This is a genomic window from Brevibacillus sp. IT-7CA2 (genome assembly GCF_949767855.1).
Lineage (GTDB): Bacteria > Bacillota > Bacilli > Brevibacillales > Brevibacillaceae > Brevibacillus.
On sequence record NZ_CATKQT010000051.1, the window covers coordinates 262,521 to 281,508 of the forward strand.

Here is an 18,988-nt window from a genome sequence, read left to right on the forward strand (position 1 = left end):
ATGGGCTTACTTTATTTCAAACACTTCTTGGGAAAGCCCTGCCAGCTTTTGCGTATTGTCGCTCACTTCGACCATTGTCGCAGAAATTTCCTCCGTAGCAGCTGCCTGACTCTCCATGGTTTGATTGATCAATTCAATCGAATTTTGCAGCAGGGTTATCAAATCCCGGATGGAATCTGTGGTTTGCTTGATTTTGTCTGCATTCGCCCGTGAATCCGTCGCCATATTGCGAACCTCATTCGCAACGACAGCGAATCCACGCCCTGCATCTCCTACCCGCGCAGCCTCAATGCTCGCATTCAGTCCCAAAATGTTACTTTGATCAGCGATTTTTTTCACGGCGAGAGTAATTTGCTCGATCTCAGTCGTACTTTGGCTCACATCATTGGCTTGCTCTGAGACCGCCTTCATTTGCTCGTTCAAATTCCCGATCTGCACAGCCATCTCTTGTGTGGTGGCACTGACCTGCTCGACGACACTCGAGAGATTTGCGGCAATTTCATATAGCTCATTGGCTCGCTCCATACTGGATCCAATGCCGACACCGCCGATGACTTTTCCCGTGTGATCATGCAGGGGGATCGCCCGTGCGACGAGAGGAAAACCAAATAATTCTTTGGGGACCATCATCGCCTGCTTGGTGTTTTTACGAATCGCGTTGGTGATCACATCTCCTTCCTGGAGTGGATCACCTGGCTTGACTTGCAGCGCAAATGTTTGGGCAGGCACATTACGCAATAGCTTTTCCGTGTCGTAGACCCCAATGGTAATGTCATCGGTGAGTAAATCATTTAAATAAGGGGCAACCTTGATGAACGCCTCGAGCAGTTCTGCGTTTTTCCCCTTTTCGAAAGCTTCTGTTTCGTTCCATTCTACGTAACCGTGCATGACCCTCTTCACCTCTATATTTTGCTGGCATTAGTACGGAAATTGGCGCTTTTTGTGTTGAACCGAAATCCATTTCAGCGTAGTGAACTCTTCTAAACTCCATTGACCATTCAAACGTCCCAACCCGGAGTGCTTTTCACCGCCAAACGCCACGATTGGTTCGTCATTGATCGTTCCATCGTTGATGTGAATCATACCAGTCTCAATTCGTTTGGCCATCTGGGCACCTCTCTCCAGATCGCGTGTATGAATCGCCCCGGACAATCCAAATGGTGTCTCGTTCGCCATGCGAATCGCTTCTTCCTCGGAAGCAAACGACATGATGCAAACAGCCGGACCAAACAGCTCTTTGGATGCAATCGACATGTCTGTGGTCACTCCTGTCAAAACGATCGGCTCGACAACGTTGCCTTTTACTTCCCCTTTCAGTGCAGGAACGGCCCCTTCGCGTATCGCCTCATCGATCGTTGCCATCAGGTTGGTGACTTGCCGTTGATTGATCAACGGACCGATTACTGTGTCAGGATCATTTGGGTCGCCAACCTTGAGTCCAGATACTTTTTCCACATACAGATCGAGGAATTTATCGTATACATCTTGGTGAACCAGAACCCGGTTAGCCGACATGCAAATCTGACCTTGGTGGGTAAAGCGGCTGAATACCGCTGCATTGACGGCATACTGGAGATCCGCATCCTCCAAAACAATCAGTGCACTATTGCCGCCCAGCTCCAAAATCGCCTTTTTGAAATGCTTCGCTGCCACTTGCGCAATATGGCTTCCTACTTGGCTAGAGCCTGTAAACGAAAGGATGCGCGGAATCGGGTGGGAGACAAAACCATCGCCAATTTCAGCAATATCCGTCACAACGACGTTGATCAAGCCTTTTGGCAAACCTACTTCTTCAAAAATTTTCGCGATGAGAGTACCACCCGTGATTGGCGTGTGCTCATGCGGTTTGAGGACGACGCCGTTGCCCGCGCCAAGAGCTGGCGCTACGGACTTCATCGACAGATAGAACGGGAAGTTGAACGGACTGATGACACCAACAACTCCTGCGGGAATCCGATACAATCGATTTTCTTTTCCGTCTACGGGAGAAGGAAGAATTTTTCCTTCCATGCGTACCGGGAACGTAGCCGCCTCGCGAATAATATCCTTCACAAGCCCGATCTCAAAAAATGCCTTCAGTCGGGTTCCACCCAATTCACGAATGATGATCTGAATGATTTCTTCTTCATTCTCTTCGATATAGTGAACAGCACGCTCCAACATTCGGGATTTGGTATAGGCATTCACTTCATCCCACTCTTTTTTCGCGTCGGCTGCCGCTTTGTAAGCCGCGTCGATATCCTCCAAATTTGCCATTTTGAATTCTGCGATGACTTCCCCGTTGTAAGGGTTGATATCTTGCAATGTCTTCGCGCCAAGTCCGTCGCGCCACTCCCCATTGATGTACTGCTTGTCCAGTGTTTGAAGGATTGACATGCTTTAACCTCTCCCTTTTGTAAAGTAAATAGGCCCCCTTCGCATGAAAGGAGCCGTAAAACTAAAACAGCAAAATACACTGCTAGTCGGCAACCCGGCTGCCATCGTAACGTGTACATTAGGCCCGTGGCTTTGCGTCCCCAATTTTCAGTGGGTTTGCCCATTCATAGCGAATGCTGATATGATTTTGTCGAAAAAAGGAAAGTTATGGAGAATCTTACTTTGATTATAGTACTCTATTCCTAATAGTCAAACAGAAATATGTAAAATTTTAGTGAACCAAATTGAACAAATACCAAAAAATCCGCATCTCTTGGGATACGGACTCCTGGTTCTTCTTCCTTATGATCACAATATCTTTTTGACATCCTTTACGCTCGTCGCGAGCATTTGCTCTACCGCGTTGGCGTCCCTCACATGCTTGGTCAAGCCTTCATTCAGCTCTTCCAGCAAGCCCTTCGCATCACTTACCTGTTGGGACACATCGTCAGCAAATCGCTTTTGGTGCGCGATGATTTCCATCACACCTGACACTTCGACGTTCAGTGCCTGGAAAGCGTTCACGATCTGATCCGTCTTCTCCGCAGCATCCTTGCTGGTAGAAAGTCCGTTTTTGATCGCACTGCTGCTTTTTTCACTGTTGGACAACGCTTCTTTTGTTTCTTCCTGAATCTTGCCGATCAATTCTGCAATCGTCTTGGTCGAGTTCGCTGTCATCTCGGCCAGCTTGCGTACTTCATCTGCTACTACAGCAAAGCCTCGGCCCTGTTCACCCGCACGTGCCGCTTCTATCGCTGCATTCAAAGCGAGAAGGTTGGTCTGATTGGCAATGTCACTGATCACCTTGACGATGCTCGTAATTTCCGAAGAGCGCTCTTCCAAGCGGCTCATGGACTTGGACGTATGGACCGATTCTTTGTCGAGCAGGCTCATGACTTCCACAACGTCCGTCATCGCCTTCTTACCTTCATCTGCACGCGCTACCGATTGTTTACAGATGTCCGTCAAGCGCTCTCCTCGATCCGACAGTTGGCTCGCAGATTCATCATCCCGCTCGTTAATGACCTGGATATTATCTACGACACGCTTCATCCTCGTCACCAATCGCACCGTTTGCTCTGATTCGGCGTTCATCGCTTGGTTCGAAGTGAGAATCGCACCCATCTGTTCGTAAATACCGCGAAGCTCATGTTTCCAAGCGTCTTGGTGGCCTGCCATTGTGGTTGTGGGAGTTGCCACTGTCGTCGCTGCTGTCTCTTTTTCTGCTAGGCCTTTGTCTTTTTTCCAAAACATCCGCTTCTCTCTCCTTTGTACCCATCAATTGTCACCTCGGCGGCTATATACGCGGGACTCGATTATTCCCGGATGTTGTTTCGCCAAGCTCAGCAAGTTTTCCAAGAAATAATAGTGACCCTCCAAGAGCTCCACGTCTTTACGCTCAAAATGCTTCGCCTGCAAATACTGCTGCATTTCCAAAGCATAGCGCTCCAGTTTATCGTGAAAATCGTTGGCACGAAGCATTTGCTCCACTTCTGGATATTCTGTTTTCAGGCGACTGAGCTCGCTGTATACACGCCCACCCTCCAGAATCATCTGGTAGGCCGTACGCTCAAGCGTAGCTGTCGTAGCTGCCTCCTGCTCCTCACGCTCCTCACGCAAAGCTGCCAAGTACGTGATAAAATGGTAGACAGTTAAAAACAATGGTCCTAAAAATAGAATGATCCCTGCTTTGTACACATGCTGATTGGACAAATTGCTGATGAGCAGGAACAAGTGAAACAAGATCGCACCCAACCATACATAGATGATGATTTGGTGATTGATCTTCCCTGCCTTTTGGTGGCGAGAAAAGGCAAAGGTAAGTCCGAGCAGATAAAAGGCAAGTAACGTAAAGCTGGCAGAAAACAAAGCCATCTCCATATCGATTAGCCAATCTGCGTCGGCGGGTATTTCGATAAAGAATTCAAAAGCGAGCACCAGCAGTGAGAACAGCAACCCCATGATCCAAAACCGGCTTACTTCCGAGTCATTCCTCCGCCGGGAGCGGTAGCGTTTTGCACGGGATCCTTCCATAATGCTCTCACCTCATTCTCTATGATTCGCCATGATTCTATCTTTTCCTTTCACATGGGGCCAAAATCTGACATCGGAGGCTGTTATGACAAAAAATTTACCAACATCATTTACCGAGCGCATGAAAACCTTGCTCGGACACGACTATGAGGCCTTCGTTTCCTCGTATAATCAGCCTGTGACACACGGCTTGCGGGTCAATCCGTTGAAGGTGGGTCGTGACGATTTTTTAAATATCTCGCCGTTTGCTCTGGAAACAGTCCCTTGGTGCGAAAACGGTTTTCGCTACAAAGAGCCAGATCGGCCCGGCAAGCATCCTTTTCACTCCGCTGGCATGTACTACTTGCAGGAGCCAAGCGCGATGTCCGCTGCCGAAGCACTCGGTGCACAACCTGGTGAGCGAATCCTCGACTTGTGTGCAGCGCCAGGGGGGAAATCGACGCAGCTTGCAGCGTTTTTGCGTGGACAAGGAATGCTCGTGGCAAACGAAATCCATCCTGTTCGCGCAAAAGCCTTGTCAGAAAATCTGGAGCGCTGCGGCGTGACCAATGCCGTCGTGACCAATGAAACGCCTGAACGCTTACAGGAGCGATTCCCCCAGTTTTTTGACCGAATTTTAGTAGACGCTCCATGCTCTGGCGAAGGAATGTTCCGCAAGCTCCCCGAAGCAATCGAAGACTGGAGCCCTGCAAAAGTAACCGAGTGCCATGTCATGCAAGGCGATATTCTCGAGGCGGCCGCTGCGATGCTGAAGCCAGGCGGGACATTGGTCTACTCCACCTGCACATTTGCTCCGTTAGAAAATGAGCAGTCACTGGTTAACTTCCTGGGAAGTCACCCGGAATTTGAGATCGTCCCGCTGCCGCATGCAGATTGCTTTTCTGCTGGTCAACCAGAATGGGCGTCGCCACAAAACGAGCAGCTCACCCAGACAGCCAGATTGTGGCCGCATCGTCTACAGGGAGAAGGTCATTACCTCGCCAAACTGCAAAAGAGTGAGACCGCAGAAGTTCATGAACCTTCCGGGAAACGGAAAGAAAAGCGTGCGGCAAAATCTGCTCCGGCAGGTCGAAAAGAAGCTCTGGCAGCCTGGCGTACGTTCGCGGACGAAGCACTCCCGACGCTCTCCAAACCATTCGATGATGAATCAGCTTTTCTTTTGTTTGGCGAGCAGCTCTACTACTCACCTGCTCCTGAGCTCGATTGGGACAAGCTAAAGGTCGCGCGCGTCGGTCTGCACCTAGGAACTGTAAAAAAGAACAGATTTGAACCTGCACACGCCTTGGCACTCGCCCTCTCCTCTGCGGAGGCAGCCCGTGTCGCTTCATATGGCGCAGAAGATCCTGAAATGTTGCGGTACTTAAAAGGAGAAGCGCTCACGCGTGACGGTGAAAGCGGCTGGACGCTGGTTACGGTAGATGGATTCTCCATCGGTTGGGGCAAGCAATCTGAGGGGCAACTCAAAAATCATTATCCAAAGGGTCTACGCTGGCTGTAGATTTACATCAAAAATAAAAAAAGCTCACAAAGCTACACGAATGCATTCGTGAGTGCTTGTGGGCTTTTCTCTTTTTCTTATGATCGCCCTCTGTGGGACGGATTGTCTACTACGGTCAAAGAGCCATTTCTAATATAACGCAATATTTTTGAAACAGATATACCTGTTGCGTTGGCAATTTGCATCGCATTCGAATTCGGATAAGTTCTCACGTAATTGCGAATCATCTGGTAGTCTTGTATTTCGTTTTCTCCGCAAACCTGGCAACTGTACTCTCCCCGGCCCATCGGACTGCCGCATTTCAAGCACGTATCCGTCGTCATCACTGGTTCTCCTCACACCCTGTACTATTGTACTTTTACAAGAAAGGGTTCTATCTTCCTATCTATTACCCAAATCACATGGGAGGAAAACACTATTTTCTATCGCAATTCCTGTATGCTATTAAAATTCGATGCAATCATTCCGAACTCCTTTAAAAAGGCCAGTATGGCGGCATCAAACCGCTTTTTGCGTAAAGGACAATCGCAAACCCAATCAGAAAAATACCACTGAGCCCATGAAAAATGTTGAGCCATCCCGGGCGAAAAAATCGAGCCAAATACGCGGCCAACAAAGCTACCAGCCCCAGGAACAATAAAGTCGATAACAGACAGCCTGTCGCAAACAAGAACAACTCTGTTGAATGAACAAAAGTGCCAGATGCCAATAGTGAGCCAAATACTCCCGCCCAAAACAGAACGGTCAGAGGATTCGCGAGTGTCAGAAGCACGCCGTGCCAAAAGCTGCTTCGACCCGATGGTGCATGCTGGACTGGTGCTTGTTCATGTTCTCCTCTGCCTTTTATGGCACGCAAGGTTTGAATCCCAAACCAAGTCAAAATCAGGGCTCCCATAATCAAAACCATCTGTTTGACCCAATGGATTTGTAACAGCAGCGACAGTCCCCCGATCGCCCCCACCATATAAACCGCATCTGCGAGTGCAACTCCCAGTACCATCATGAATGCATCCCGCAATCGCCGAGTCATCGAGCGATGCAACACCGCCAGACAAACCGGACCAACGGATAGCTGGAGCATCATCCCAAATAATAGACCGTTCCAGATCGCCACGAGGTTCACATCTCCTCTTTCATGGAAGACAGGACGATCATCGTATTCGTCTTGCTTACACCTTCTACTTGCTTCAATGTTTCAGAGATGAATCGTTCCAGATCGGCCGTCCCTTTTACGGCAATCTTCAATACATAATCGTAAGCTCCCGCAATATGATGGCATTCCAGCACACAGTCTGCCTGCAAGACCGTTTCGCGGAAGCCAGCAATATGCTCCGTTTTCTCGATTTGCACCATCACAAACGCAATCAGGTGAAGCCCTAGCTGTTCTCGATCCAGCTTTACTGTGAATTGCCTGATGAGTCCTGAATCCTCCAGCTTGCGTATTCGCTCGGAAACCGCAGGCACGGACAAATGAACCTGCTTGCTGATGTCTGAGCTGGTGATTCGGGCATTTTCCCGCAATAAGCGGAGGATTTGTTCATCAATCCGATCCATTTGATCTCCCTCCTTGTTTTACGTTCATTATAACAATTCCTTACAAAGAGAAAGGGGAATAGGATCAAAACCATATATTTTTAACTAATGAGCGGTATTTCTTAATTTTTTTCTGTGCATCGTTTTATCTCAGACCATTTTCCTATTAACACATACGTAATGGAAAGAGTAGTATCCCACCCAACAAAAAAACTGCCCAGACCCTTTTCGAATCTGGACAGTTTCTCTTATTATCTTTACTTATTTCCACGTGTTTTCCCAGCGGATGAGGATTGATTAAACGGTTTTCCGCCCTTCGCAGAGCGTGCTGCTCCACCTTTTCCCGCTTTTTTGGCATCGCCTGGCTTCACGGATTTACCCGCTTTACGTGCCGCAATCGCTTCTGCCTTCTTGCGGTTTTTCTCGTACTGCGTTTGCAGTTCTCCCAGCTCACGCGCTATCTTCTTTTTGTAGCCTGGCTTTACCTTCGTCTTTTTCTTCAAGGCTTCACGTACAGGAGAGAACTCTTTGTCTTTTTCCTTCTGCTGCTCCTTCACCTGTTGCGCTCGCAGCTCAACGAAATGAGCTTCCCGTTCTTCTGCGCGCTGACGACGTCCGGCATCCAAATGGCGTCCAGCCTGCATAATTCTTTCTTCGATCGAAGCCTTCGTCGCTTTGGCAAAACGAGCCATCAAGTTTTTCTGACGAGGAGAAATAAGGGAGATCGCTTTTCCTTTTTGTCCCGCACGACCAGTACGGCCGACGCGGTGAATGTAGCTGTCCACGTCATTCGGCAAATCGTAGTTGATGACGTGTGTTACACCTTCTACATCGAGTCCACGAGCAGCGATATCTGTTGCGATCAAGTATTGGAATCGTATCTCACGGAATTGCTTCATCAATTGTTCCCGCTTGTTTTGAGACAAATCACCGTACAGGGCTTTCGCCGAGAGGCCATTTTCCTGCAGGCGGGCCGTAAGCTGTTGCACACGTACTTGGGTATTTGCAAACACAATGGTCAAGAACGGCTGCTCTTGTTCCAGCAGATCGACGAGAGCGTCTGTCTTATCACTCTGGTTGACTACATAGTAAAATTGCTCAATGCGCTCAACCGTTTTTTGCTTGCCCTCGATTTTGATATGCGGTGGCTGTTTCATGAAGCGGTGCGCCAGTCTTTTTACCAGATCAGGCATCGTAGCCGAGAACAACAGCACCTGACGTTGAGAAGGCGTGTGGACGATTACTTGCTCCACATCCTCCAAGAAGCCCATTTCCATCATTTTATCGGCTTCATCCAGCACGAGTGTGGAGATTCGTCCGAAGTGAAGCGATCCGCGCTTCATATGATCCAGTACACGTCCTGGTGTTCCTACAACAACATGAACCGTTTCTTTCAGCTTGCTCAGTTGTTTGTCAATATCCGTTCCACCGTGCAGGGATAGTACATTCACATTCAGGTGTTTGCCCAGCTTTTCTACTTCTTTTGCAATCTGAATGGAAAGCTCACGTGTCGGGGTGAGGATGAGCGCTTGAATGTCGCGTTTTCCCTCTTCCAATGCGTTGAGGATCGGCAGCATGAATGCAGCTGTTTTTCCCGTACCTGTCTGAGCTTGTCCAATTATATCTTTGCCTTCCATAATGAGAGGAATGGCTTCCTCTTGAATTTGTGTCGGTTCTTTATAATACAGGTCTTGAATCCCTTGCATCAGCTCCGGACGGAAACCAAAAGACGCAAACGATTTTGCCATAACTTCCACTTCCTTTCACAAGCGATCCGATTCGCCACACCATGACTGCATGGACAGTGGATGCGATAAAACCGGCTCTCATCAATCAAAATTCATCCTAGGCAGGTTATTGCCCTTGCGAAATCCTATCCTACCTATACTAAAGGAGTACTCTCGAAAAAACAACTAAACCGTTCAACTCCCGGGTATTTTTCTTCGAGACTCGCGACGACGAAGCAAGCCTAGCTGAAATTTTTGCTTACATGATGTGACCATGTATCGATTTCGCTGATCTAATTACTGTCCATGTGAAAAACCAACACAGAAAGGAGTGAAAAAGGTGGATCTAAGAGAACAGGTTCTCCTGGCAAAACAAGGAGATCGTGAAGCTTTTATCGCTGTTGTCAAACACGTTGAGAGCTCCTTGTACAATACGGCTAAATCCATCCTGAAAAAAGAGGAAGATATTGCGGATGCTCTCCAGGAAACCATTTTGAAAGCTTATAAATCTCTGCATTCACTTCGTGAGCCCCATTTTTTCAAAACATGGATGTTCCGAATTTTGATCAATGAATGCAATAAGATGTTAGCAAATCGCTCCCGCAACGTTCTAATGGATGATTTTCCTATCCAATTGTCACTCTCACATAAAGACGAGCATATTGACCTGCGAGACGCCGTTGAGAGATTGGATGAGCCTCAGCGCCTTGTTATTGTGCTTCACTATTTTGAAGACATCCCTTTAAGACAAGTAGCAGAGATACTGGAAATTTCGGACAGTGCCGCAAAAATGCGGCTCAGTCGGGCACGGAACAACTTGATGGAGAAATTAAGCACATTTCGGGAAGGGAAGATACATTATGGATCAATCTAAATTTGATTTCGAACTAAAAGAGTACAAGCGTACAAAGGATACAACGATGTCACCATTGGTACGGGCTCGACTGGATGAAACATACGCTTCTCTCCCAGAAATATCTCGTGAACGAAAAGTCCAACGATTACGCAAAGCACCCTATGTTGCGGCCGCCGCAGTCATTCTAGGTGCAACTGTATTCACCTCCGGATTTATCTCGCCGGTCATGGCGCAATCCATTAAGCAGATCCCATTCGTTGGCAGTCTCTTTAGCTTAATCGAAGCCGACCTCGGCTTACGAGCTGCAGGCGAACAAGGTCTTTCTTCCAAGGTAAACAGGAGTATTTCTCACCAGGACATTAAGCTCGAGGTAACAGAGACGGTCTTCGACGGAACACGTGCTGTCTACCTGCTTAGTGTAACGGCTCCAAACTTGAAGGACGGCATGTTTGATACGGGAAAGGAGGTTGTCAAACTTAGTGACGCTATCGAAAATGTTACTTTTAACATCGATGGAAAAGGCCAAGATGACCCAAGTAGTTTGGTAACAGGCGGTGGCTTTTTCTCCACAGCTGGCGAATCGCACCCAAACTTTCTTGTCTTCGAAGAAATTTTGAAGACACCTGAACATAATTCAACAGGCATGATTCCAGACTCTTTCCATGCGGAAGTGGTTGTTAAGCTTGCTGGAATTGATCAAGCCTTCGAGCTGAACATTCCCTTCCAAAAAGCGACGAACGACACCATCCGGCTTAAACCGAATGCTATTCAATCCAACGATGGGATTTCTTTCGAAGTATCCGAGGTCAATGTGACGCCAGTGACGACGCGCTTGTTGTATTCGGTCAAACTGGATGGCAAGACATCAAATAAGTTCATCAGAGCTGCCCTGTTTGACGACCAAGGTCGTCAACTGACGTCCCTCCACGGAGAAGGAGAACGTAAGGATAACACGCTCACATTCGACGCCCGCTATGCTTCTGCACAAGGACAGCCGAAGTATTTCATAATCAAGCCTTTTATCGTAAAAGATAATTCCGCGGAAACAGTCGCAGACGATCAGTTTATTAAGGGTCTGGAAATAAAGGTAGACCTCCCAGAGCAGAACAAGTAACAAAACGAAAAACCCTCTCCATCGCAATCATACATGCATGGAGAGGGTTTCGCCTATCTCATCTATCGAGCAGTTGTTGAACCGTTTCCTTATCGAGCTTCTTGATGACAGCTGTCAGCAGTTGGGCAGCCTGCTCGAAATCACTTTTTGACATAATCGCATTATGGCTGTGAATATACCGTGTCGCAAAGCCGACGACAATAGACGGGCAGCCAATGCCGCTTGTATGGAATTTCGCTGCGTCTGTTCCGCCTCCTGCGAGGGCATCCACCTGGATATTGATGCCGAGCTCCTCTGCTGTGTCGAATACGAGATCGCGCAATCCGGTATGCGGAATCATCGTGGCATCAAATAACATGACGAGCGGACCGTCCCCCACATTGCAGGTCATCGGATACGATTCATTTCCAGGCGTGTCATATGCGAGTCCAACATCGACAGCAAAAGCAATATCTGGTTCAACCAGATTCGCTACCGTGCCAGCACCGCGAGTCCCTACCTCTTCCTGCACAGTTGCACCCGCGTATACCACATTAGGATGCTCTTCCTTCTTCAATCGTTTTAGCACCTCGATTGCCAGCGCACACCCCGCCCGATTATCGAGCGCCTTTGCGACCCACAGCTCTCCGTCGCGCATCGTCGTAAAATCACTGTCAGGGACAATCCAATCACCAGGGCGCACACCCATTTCCTTTGCATCTGCTTCATCTTTTGCCCCGATGTCAATGTACAAATCCTTGAGCTTCATGACTTTTTCCCGCTCTTCCTTTTCCAGAGCGTGCGGTGCCTTCGAACCAATGAGTCCGAGATACTCGCCTTTGCGTGTCTTGACTTTCACGCGCTGTGAGAGGATATTGTGTGTCCACCATCCGCCCAGCTGGATAAAACGCAAATACCCTTTTGGCGTGATATGCGTCACCATGAAGCCCACTTCATCCAGATGTCCCGCGAGTAAAATTTTCGGACCGTTTTCTGCCCCCGTCTTCTTCCCGAGTACCCCACCCAGCCGATCCTTTACCAACTCGTCGCTGAGAGGCTGTAAGTACTCCTCCATTTTCACCCTGACTTCGCGCTCGTGCCCAGGTACTCCGTCCGCTTCCGTCAAATCCTTGATCAATTTCGTGAGATCGTCCATCATTTATCTCCTTTTCGATACTGACGTATTCCCTTTATGTTTTCGAGAAACCGCTTACAAAATCCTTTCATTTCCAAACCGCCTACACCGTATTTGATATTGTTTCCCCAACCAATGTCCCGAATGCGCTCGAGTACTTTTTCATGCTGTCGCATTTGATTGGGTGGCCTTCGTAGCAGTTTCTTGTTCTTGCCCAACTTTTTTCGTAATCCGATGAAAAAGCACGAGACAAATCAGTCCCATCCCTAGAAAAATTCCGGTGATCGCAACGTTGGGAACCCACGTACTGACAAGTATAAACACGCCTGCACTGCTGACCCCCACGATGCTAAACAAAGAATGTACAGCCATATACGTGCTCCGCGCATGATCCGGCACCATATTGGCGAGTAACGCTTGTTTTACCGGAATGTGCATCACTTCCCCCAATGTCGCGAAGAACATGGCAATGAGCAAGACAGCGGGAGAGTTGCTGAAGCTAATCCATGCATACCCGCAAAAGTACAGGGCCAAGCCTGACAGGAGCACCGCCCTATCTCTCATACTCTTCACTACGTAGGAGACCAAAACGGTCAAGCAAACAACCAGCAACGTGTTTTCTGTTTTTAATAGACCTAACAAGTTCATCCCATCCACCTGAATGGCAAGAAACGAAAATAACTGCTCAGGCTCCGGGATATCTTGCACTAAACGAAGGCCTATGACATTGGTCAATTGCTCCTCTACCGCTATAATGAGCAAATTCGCTAAGGTAAACAGCAGAAAAATTCGATGCTTGAGCACTTCTTTATAAGCTCCCATGACATCTGCCATAAAACTCGAATCTTTTTGTCTTTGCTTGCGAGACGCCGAGCGTGCACGTTTTTCTGGCACATACGTTTCTTCAATAAACAGGATCGTAATCACGAGCGAAATCGCGATGCTTACAGCCACACCGAGAAATAGGGCAAAGTAATGCTCGTCGAACAAAAAAGCCCCCACCAATCCTCCTATCGCTACCGCCAAATTATTCAACCAATAGGAAGCAGTAAAAATCGCTCGCCTATTCTCGGGCTGACTCACATCAATGATGAGTGCTTGGTAAGCAGGACCCGACGCCCCCAAACAAAAGTTATTGAACAGAAACAAAATAAATGTCACATAAGGCAGCTGAAGCCAAGGTGAGTTGACGAAGGCCACACCAAGAAAACTGAGGAAGATGACCAATTCACATGCAACGATCACTTTTTTTCGCCCGATCCTGTCCGCCAAATATCCCCCTGCAAAAGAGCCTGCCACACTTGCTGCCATCACGCCTAAAAACATAAAACCCGTTACAACGGTCCCCAATTGCTTGGAGAAAAAAACAATCAAGTACGGGGTCACAGTCATGCTCGCCATCGTCGTTAAAAACTGTAACATCAGTCTGATCTGGATGTTGCTGTCGAACTTCCAAAAACTCATCGTGACCACTCCTCTACTTTATAACGATTGATTAATCAATCATTTGTATTCCAAAAAAAAGACCGTTGGAGAATGCTAGCGATTCTTCGGTCCAAAAAGCTGCATGGCAAACGGAACGAATTTTTCCCACATGTTGCTTTGTGGCTCATCGGTCAAATTCACACGCAGACCAATTAACAGACTCATGTACGCTGTCGCCACGTATTTGGGATCTTGGACATGTAAGAGACCTTTCTCTTGTCCATTGATCAAGAGCTCGGCAATTTTCGTACGAAAGGTGTTGTGAAACGCATCTAGCTCAGCAAAAGAATGGGCAAAACGATTGTAGTAGCCGACTACTTGTACGACCAGACGCAAGTACGAATCGAACATAGCGAAGATCTTGATGTGATTGGTCACCATTCTCTCTAATTCCAGTAATGGCTCAGATGCTTGGGGATCAAAGTCAAGCAGTTTGACCGAATGCTCTTGCAATGGCTCCGTGACAGCTGCATGAAAGAGCTGATCCTTGTTTTCAAAGTACGTGAAAACACTGCCAAAGCTCACTCCTGATGCCTTCGCGACTTTTGCAATGGTGGTATCGTCATAGCCGTGCTCGGCAAACAAGAGAACTGCCTGCTGGAGAATCGTTTCCCGCTTTTGCTTCATTTTTCGCACTTGTTCTTCTGAAAGTGGCATGCTGTACAGGCTCCTTGCTTATGAATGATTAATCGATCAATCGTTACTTGCATTATAGTACTGACTTCCAGCATTTGCAAAGATTTTTGTCTCTCCTAATTCAACAAAAATAAAAACGGCTGGCACTTGTGTCCAGCCGTTCCTATTCCTACTTCGCCAATTCATAGATCGCTTGCGCGTAAATCGCTGTCGCTTTGATCAGATCATCCACGATAATATATTCATCTCGCTGGTGGGCACTATCAGGACGCCCTGGGAAAAGCGGTCCGAATGCTACCCCAACATCCAACGAACGGCCGTAGGTAGCGCCGCCAATTGCAATAATGCCAGCTTCCTCGCCTGTTTGTTCCGTATAAACACGTTGCAGTGTTGTCACCAAAGGATGATTTGGGTCGACGCGGTGCGGTGTCAGATGCTCAGCCACTTCGAGCGTAAATGCCCCTTCACTGAAACGTTCAGCAAGAACAGCCGACCATTTTTCGAAGGCAACAGAATGTGGGTAACGGATGTTCAGACGGAAAAGCGCATCCTGCTTTTCGTCATACTCGATTACACCTGTGTTCAGTGTGAGCGCACCCATTTCTTCATCATCATGCGCGATGCCAAGTGCTTCACCGTAATGCTGCTTGTGCAAATAACGATCAGCCAAGCTTACAAATACAGCTCCGCGTTCATCCAAGGACATGGTCCGCAAAAAGTGAATGAGCTCGGTACCCGCGTTGACGCCCTTGCTCGGGTCCATTCCGTGAACCGAGACGCCCTCCATGTGCAGCATTACGAGACCGTCCTGCTCCTCCACTTTGCCTTTCAAGCCAGTCGCTTCCAGGTGCTGGCGATAGCCTTGTGCAATCGCCTCACTATTCAAGCTGATTGGCGCAAGCGTTGCTACAGCTTTGTCTGGAACCATGTTCATGCGCAAGCCAGCCTGTAAGGAAACGAGCTTTGCCGCCACATTTTCCGCAGCAGGTATTCCGAGGCTTTGGAAGGATGCAAGCGTCTGACGCAACGACAGATCGGTCAAGCCTTTTTCCGCATAGATCAGAGGAAAGTCTGCATCTGGTGTAAAGCCCATTGTCGGCATTTCTTCCGTTTCGAAATACGTGTTCACACACTGCCAGCTCGATTCTTCATCCGTACCGAAAATAAAGCGCACGCGCTTCGACAGCGGCAATCCAAGCTCCATCACGATCTTCGCTGCGAAAATAGCCGCCATCGTCGGTCCCTTGTCGTCAATCGCACCACGGGCCACCATGCGTCCATCCACGATCTCGGCTGCATACGGTGGCGTACTCCAGCCATCGCCTTCTGGTACGACATCGACATGGCTCAGTATGCCGATCAATTCCTCACCTTGTCCGAATTCAGCGTGCCCTGCATACCCACGGACGTCTTTGGTTGTCATTCCTGCTTTTTCACACACGCCTAGCGCAAAGTCAAGCGCTTGCCGAATCCCTTCTCCAAAAGGGGCGCCTTCCCGTGCTGTTTCGGGGTCCAAAACGCTTTTAATCTGCAAAAATTGTTGTGTCGTCGCAATCAGTTCGTCCTTGCGTTTATTTGTTTCTTCCAGCCAGTTAACGCTTGTCATTCTCTTCTCCAGTCCTCTCATTCATACTTCCTTCGTCCATTGCCGCATCGACGTCGAGATCCAACTCCACCAACGATAATAATGACTCCATAGGCACTTCTTTTTTCGTAAATTCTGCTTGGGCGTCTTTAATTTCGTCCCGGATGTTGTTCATTTCGCTATCCAGCTTGTAGGACGCCTTGGCAGCCTCGAACAATCTTTGCCGTATATCGGATGGGATAATTCCCTCGTATTTATAATTCAGCGAGTGCTCAATCGTCGCCCAAAAATTCATTCCCAATGTGCGAATCTGAATTTCTACCGGAATGGTCACTTGCCCACCCGCCATCATGATCGGATACTCCACGGCAAGGTGATAGCCGCGATATCCGCTTTCTTTTGGGGTAGAGACATAATCCTTCTCCAAATACACACGCATGTCTCCGCGGTTACGGATCATCTCAACGACTGCAGGTATATCATCAATAAACTGGCAAATGACGCGGATGCCCGCGATATCGCGAATTTCCCAGCAGATATTCTCATCAATCGGAAACTGCAAGCGGTTTGCTTTGTTGTAAATACTCGGGATCGATTTGACCCTGCCCACCGCAAACTCGATCGGTGAATGCTCCTTGCGTTTGCGTAGCTCGTTACGGATATTTTTAATTTTGACTTTGATTTCTTCTACAGCTTGTTCGAACGGTAGCAGATATAGTTCCCAATCTAGTTTGTGCACGCTTACGTCCCTCCGGCTTGAAACTCTCCATCGTCCTTATCATTCAACATTTTGTGTGAGATATCCTTCCAAAATACAAAAAGAGACGGGAGAAAAGGCAGTTGTCACCGGCTTTTGCTCCGTCCCTTTTTTCTTAATTTTCGCGCGAAACAAAGGCTGCAAGTGAGCTTCTCAGCTCTTCTGCTAGAATGGCCAGCTGAGTCGCAGCATCTGCAATGAGCTCCATCGCTGCACTCTGCTCCTCTACCGCAGCCGAGATGCTTTGGACACCGGCAGCCGCTTGCATCGATGCGGAGGATACTTCCCCAGCGACAACGGCTACTTGTTGGGCATCTGGCGCCATACGCTTAAAGGCCTCACTGACACCGTTAATTTCTTGCGATACCCCGAGGATGTTTTCCTCTATGTGCTGGAACATCTCTTGGGATTGGTGTGCTGTCTTCATGCCGCGGGCGGTCGTTTGGGCACCCTCGACCATCCTCGCGACAGCTTCCTTCGTATCCTTTTGTACGTCACCAATCATGCCTACGATCTGCTGAGCAGCACTGTTGGTATCTTCCGCCAGCTTACGCACTTCTCCTGCGACGACTGCAAATCCCTTACCATGCTCTCCTGCTCTGGCCGCTTCAATCGCAGCATTCAAGGCTAGCAGATTGGTCTGTCGGGCAATTTCTGTAATGACAGAGATAATTCTCGAAATGTCCTTCGAGCGCCCTTCCAATACATGAATGACATCCGTTGCAGCTTCTACCGAACGATTAATTTCATCCATGCTGTCCATCACATCTGCGATCGCGCGTCTGCCTGCATGTGCATGCTGCTTCATTTCTTCCGCAGAGACAGTTACCCGTTCTACATTTTCCGTTACAACCGCCACATCTTTTGTCAAATCAACAGCCAGATTCAAGGTTTGTCCCATTTTTTCTACCTGGCTGTCAGCAGATGCAGCCACTTGATCGACGACGAGGACAATTTGTTGGCTGGAAGCGGCAATCTCACTGGTGTTTCCCTGAATATTTCGCACCGCACCGGAAACGGAAGCAGCTGCCTGCTGAATCTGAAACAAAATTTTGCGCAGTTGCTTCTGCATCGTAACGAGAGACCCTGCAAGCTCCCCCAGTTCATCTTTTCGTTTTAATAGCTTGTCAGGAATCTCTCGCGAAAAATCCCCATGCCCAATCCGCTCTGCCACGGCAAGCATGCCGCGAAACGAGCGGCGAAGCCAATTTGCTGTAAATAATGAGATGATGACGATTAGCAAGAGGACAGCACCATTAAAAGCAATCATGGCATCCCGAATTCGGGTTGGGCCCTCTAGTATTTCGGTCATATTCATCTCTGCCAAAATCGCCCACGTCTTCTTCCCCACTTTGACCTGATCATAGGACACGAGCACTTGCTGTCCTAAGTAATCCTTGCTTTCGACCGTTCCTTCAGATTGTTGGGTGAGTAAGACCTGATCAACGATGGGCGTATCTACTTTTTGCTGTAACAACGTATTGGACCCACTTCCCAGTTGCGAGCGCATCAGCTTGTCCGGACCACCAACCAAGTAAATCTTCCCGGTTTCCCCCAGCCCTTCTCGTTGATTGAATATTCTAGAAATATAATCCATGGATACTTCAACTGCTATTTGCCCGATGATGTAGCCTCGTTCGTAGATCGGCGCTGCAATGTATACCCCTGGCGCCCCTCCAGATGGTTCGTAAACGCCTAGATCTGACATTTCTGCGCTTTGGGTTTTCTTGACTTGCTGCACAGTCTGACCAAGTACAGAGTCAGCGTCTGGGCCTGTCAGGAGATTCGTACCAAAATCGGCCTGCGGCTTTGTCTCGTACACGATGTCCCCTTGTGCATTCAACAGAAAGGCATTCACGAAGCCGTAGCGAGCGACCTCCATCTTTAGTTCGTTCGTATACTGCGCTTGCACTACTTCATAAGCAGGCGATTCTCGTCCTTGCCGCCACACGTCCTCAAACGAAGAGAGGGCAGACATTACTGTTCCCGATGCAGCCAACGTATCCACGTTCCTGGCTCGCTCACGAAAGTAATTTTCCACCTGTTCCTTGTTGCTGTGACGCAGCGCTTCCAGTGTAGCGGCACTTCCGTTCAACAATTCCTGCTTGGATTCCTGATAAGCAAACACTCCCGCTGCCGTCAACGGTACACTTCCTGCCAGTAGTAGAACGAGCAATATACGAGCGCCCAGCTTCATGGAAAAGCCCCCCATTTTTGACAATCTCTTTTTCTGG

Annotated in this window: 17 protein-coding genes and 1 riboswitch; of the genes, 3 read left to right on the forward strand and 14 right to left on the reverse strand. The window is 48.4% G+C overall.

What is annotated here, in order from left to right:
• Positions 1-6: 6 nt before the first annotated feature.
• The 4 genes from ACM6JA_RS24770 to ACM6JA_RS24785 all read right to left on the reverse strand — a co-directional run bounded on the left by ACM6JA_RS24770 (position 7) and on the right by ACM6JA_RS24785 (position 4,449).
• Positions 7-888: a methyl-accepting chemotaxis protein gene (locus ACM6JA_RS24770; protein ID WP_414854519.1), complete on the reverse strand. Its 882-nt coding sequence runs from the start codon at positions 886-888 to the stop codon at positions 7-9.
• A gap of 30 nt (positions 889-918) precedes the next feature.
• A complete protein-coding gene (locus ACM6JA_RS24775; protein WP_414854520.1) occupies positions 919-2,376 on the reverse strand; it encodes an aldehyde dehydrogenase family protein in 1,458 nt (485 codons plus the stop codon).
• A gap of 85 nt (positions 2,377-2,461) precedes the next feature.
• A riboswitch (cyclic di-GMP riboswitch) is annotated at positions 2,462-2,547 on the reverse strand.
• A 177-nt stretch (positions 2,548-2,724) separates the two neighbouring features.
• Positions 2,725-3,669 carry a methyl-accepting chemotaxis protein gene (locus ACM6JA_RS24780; RefSeq protein ID WP_414854521.1) on the reverse strand — a complete coding sequence of 315 codons (945 nt, stop codon included), beginning with the start codon at positions 3,667-3,669 and terminating at the stop codon, positions 2,725-2,727.
• 24 nt (positions 3,670-3,693) lie between these two features.
• The gene (locus ACM6JA_RS24785; protein WP_017250646.1) at positions 3,694-4,449 is read right to left on the reverse strand and encodes a hypothetical protein; all 756 of its coding nucleotides are present in this window, start codon (positions 4,447-4,449) and stop codon (positions 3,694-3,696) included.
• A gap of 85 nt (positions 4,450-4,534) precedes the next feature.
• On the opposite strand from ACM6JA_RS24785, the gene ACM6JA_RS24790 reads away from it, so the two are divergent.
• Positions 4,535-5,947, forward strand: coding sequence for an RsmB/NOP family class I SAM-dependent RNA methyltransferase (locus ACM6JA_RS24790; protein ID WP_414854522.1), 1,413 nt, complete (start codon positions 4,535-4,537; stop codon positions 5,945-5,947).
• A gap of 77 nt (positions 5,948-6,024) precedes the next feature.
• On the opposite strand, the gene ACM6JA_RS24795 is transcribed toward ACM6JA_RS24790, so the two are convergent.
• The 4 genes from ACM6JA_RS24795 to ACM6JA_RS24810 form a co-directional block, all read right to left on the reverse strand.
• The gene (locus ACM6JA_RS24795) at positions 6,025-6,270 is read right to left on the reverse strand and encodes a hypothetical protein (protein WP_007722886.1); all 246 of its coding nucleotides are present in this window, start codon (positions 6,268-6,270) and stop codon (positions 6,025-6,027) included.
• A gap of 152 nt (positions 6,271-6,422) precedes the next feature.
• Complete coding sequence (locus tag ACM6JA_RS24800) at positions 6,423-7,061, reverse strand: LysE family translocator (RefSeq protein WP_414854523.1); 639 nt, start codon at positions 7,059-7,061, stop codon at positions 6,423-6,425.
• Positions 7,062-7,066: 5 nt separating this feature from the next.
• The gene (locus tag ACM6JA_RS24805; protein ID WP_414854524.1) at positions 7,067-7,501 is read right to left on the reverse strand and encodes an Lrp/AsnC family transcriptional regulator; all 435 of its coding nucleotides are present in this window, start codon (positions 7,499-7,501) and stop codon (positions 7,067-7,069) included.
• A 236-nt stretch (positions 7,502-7,737) separates the two neighbouring features.
• A complete protein-coding gene (locus ACM6JA_RS24810; RefSeq protein WP_007722878.1) occupies positions 7,738-9,228 on the reverse strand; it encodes a DEAD/DEAH box helicase in 1,491 nt (496 codons plus the stop codon).
• Between the two features lie 319 nt (positions 9,229-9,547).
• On the opposite strand from ACM6JA_RS24810, the gene ACM6JA_RS24815 reads away from it, so the two are divergent.
• Both ACM6JA_RS24815 and ACM6JA_RS24820 read left to right on the forward strand, forming a co-directional pair.
• A complete protein-coding gene (locus ACM6JA_RS24815; RefSeq protein WP_414854525.1) occupies positions 9,548-10,081 on the forward strand; it encodes an RNA polymerase sigma factor in 534 nt (177 codons plus the stop codon).
• On the forward strand, positions 10,068-11,177 hold the full coding sequence (locus ACM6JA_RS24820) for a DUF4179 domain-containing protein (RefSeq protein WP_414854526.1): 1,110 nt from the start codon (positions 10,068-10,070) through the stop codon (positions 11,175-11,177). Before ACM6JA_RS24815 ends, ACM6JA_RS24820 begins: the two co-directional genes overlap by 14 nt.
• A gap of 58 nt (positions 11,178-11,235) precedes the next feature.
• On the opposite strand, the gene ACM6JA_RS24825 is transcribed toward ACM6JA_RS24820, so the two are convergent.
• The 6 genes from ACM6JA_RS24825 to ACM6JA_RS24850 form a co-directional block, all read right to left on the reverse strand.
• Positions 11,236-12,312 (reverse strand): M42 family metallopeptidase, encoded by a 1,077-nt coding sequence (locus ACM6JA_RS24825; RefSeq protein WP_414854527.1) that lies wholly within the window; start codon positions 12,310-12,312, stop codon positions 11,236-11,238.
• Between the two features lie 141 nt (positions 12,313-12,453).
• Positions 12,454-13,755: an MFS transporter gene (locus ACM6JA_RS24830; protein WP_414854528.1), complete on the reverse strand. Its 1,302-nt coding sequence runs from the start codon at positions 13,753-13,755 to the stop codon at positions 12,454-12,456.
• Between the two features lie 75 nt (positions 13,756-13,830).
• Positions 13,831-14,433, reverse strand: a complete 603-nt coding sequence (locus ACM6JA_RS24835; protein ID WP_414854529.1) for a TetR/AcrR family transcriptional regulator — start codon at positions 14,431-14,433, stop codon at positions 13,831-13,833.
• A gap of 148 nt (positions 14,434-14,581) precedes the next feature.
• The gene (pepV, locus tag ACM6JA_RS24840; RefSeq protein ID WP_414854530.1) at positions 14,582-16,018 is read right to left on the reverse strand and encodes a dipeptidase PepV; all 1,437 of its coding nucleotides are present in this window, start codon (positions 16,016-16,018) and stop codon (positions 14,582-14,584) included.
• Complete coding sequence (locus ACM6JA_RS24845) at positions 16,005-16,736, reverse strand: GTP pyrophosphokinase family protein (RefSeq protein WP_017250656.1); 732 nt, start codon at positions 16,734-16,736, stop codon at positions 16,005-16,007. The genes pepV and ACM6JA_RS24845 overlap by 14 nt, the downstream gene beginning before the upstream one ends.
• 133 nt (positions 16,737-16,869) lie before the next feature.
• The gene (locus ACM6JA_RS24850) at positions 16,870-18,951 is read right to left on the reverse strand and encodes a methyl-accepting chemotaxis protein (RefSeq protein WP_414854531.1); all 2,082 of its coding nucleotides are present in this window, start codon (positions 18,949-18,951) and stop codon (positions 16,870-16,872) included.
• Between the last annotated feature and the right edge of the window lie 37 nt (positions 18,952-18,988).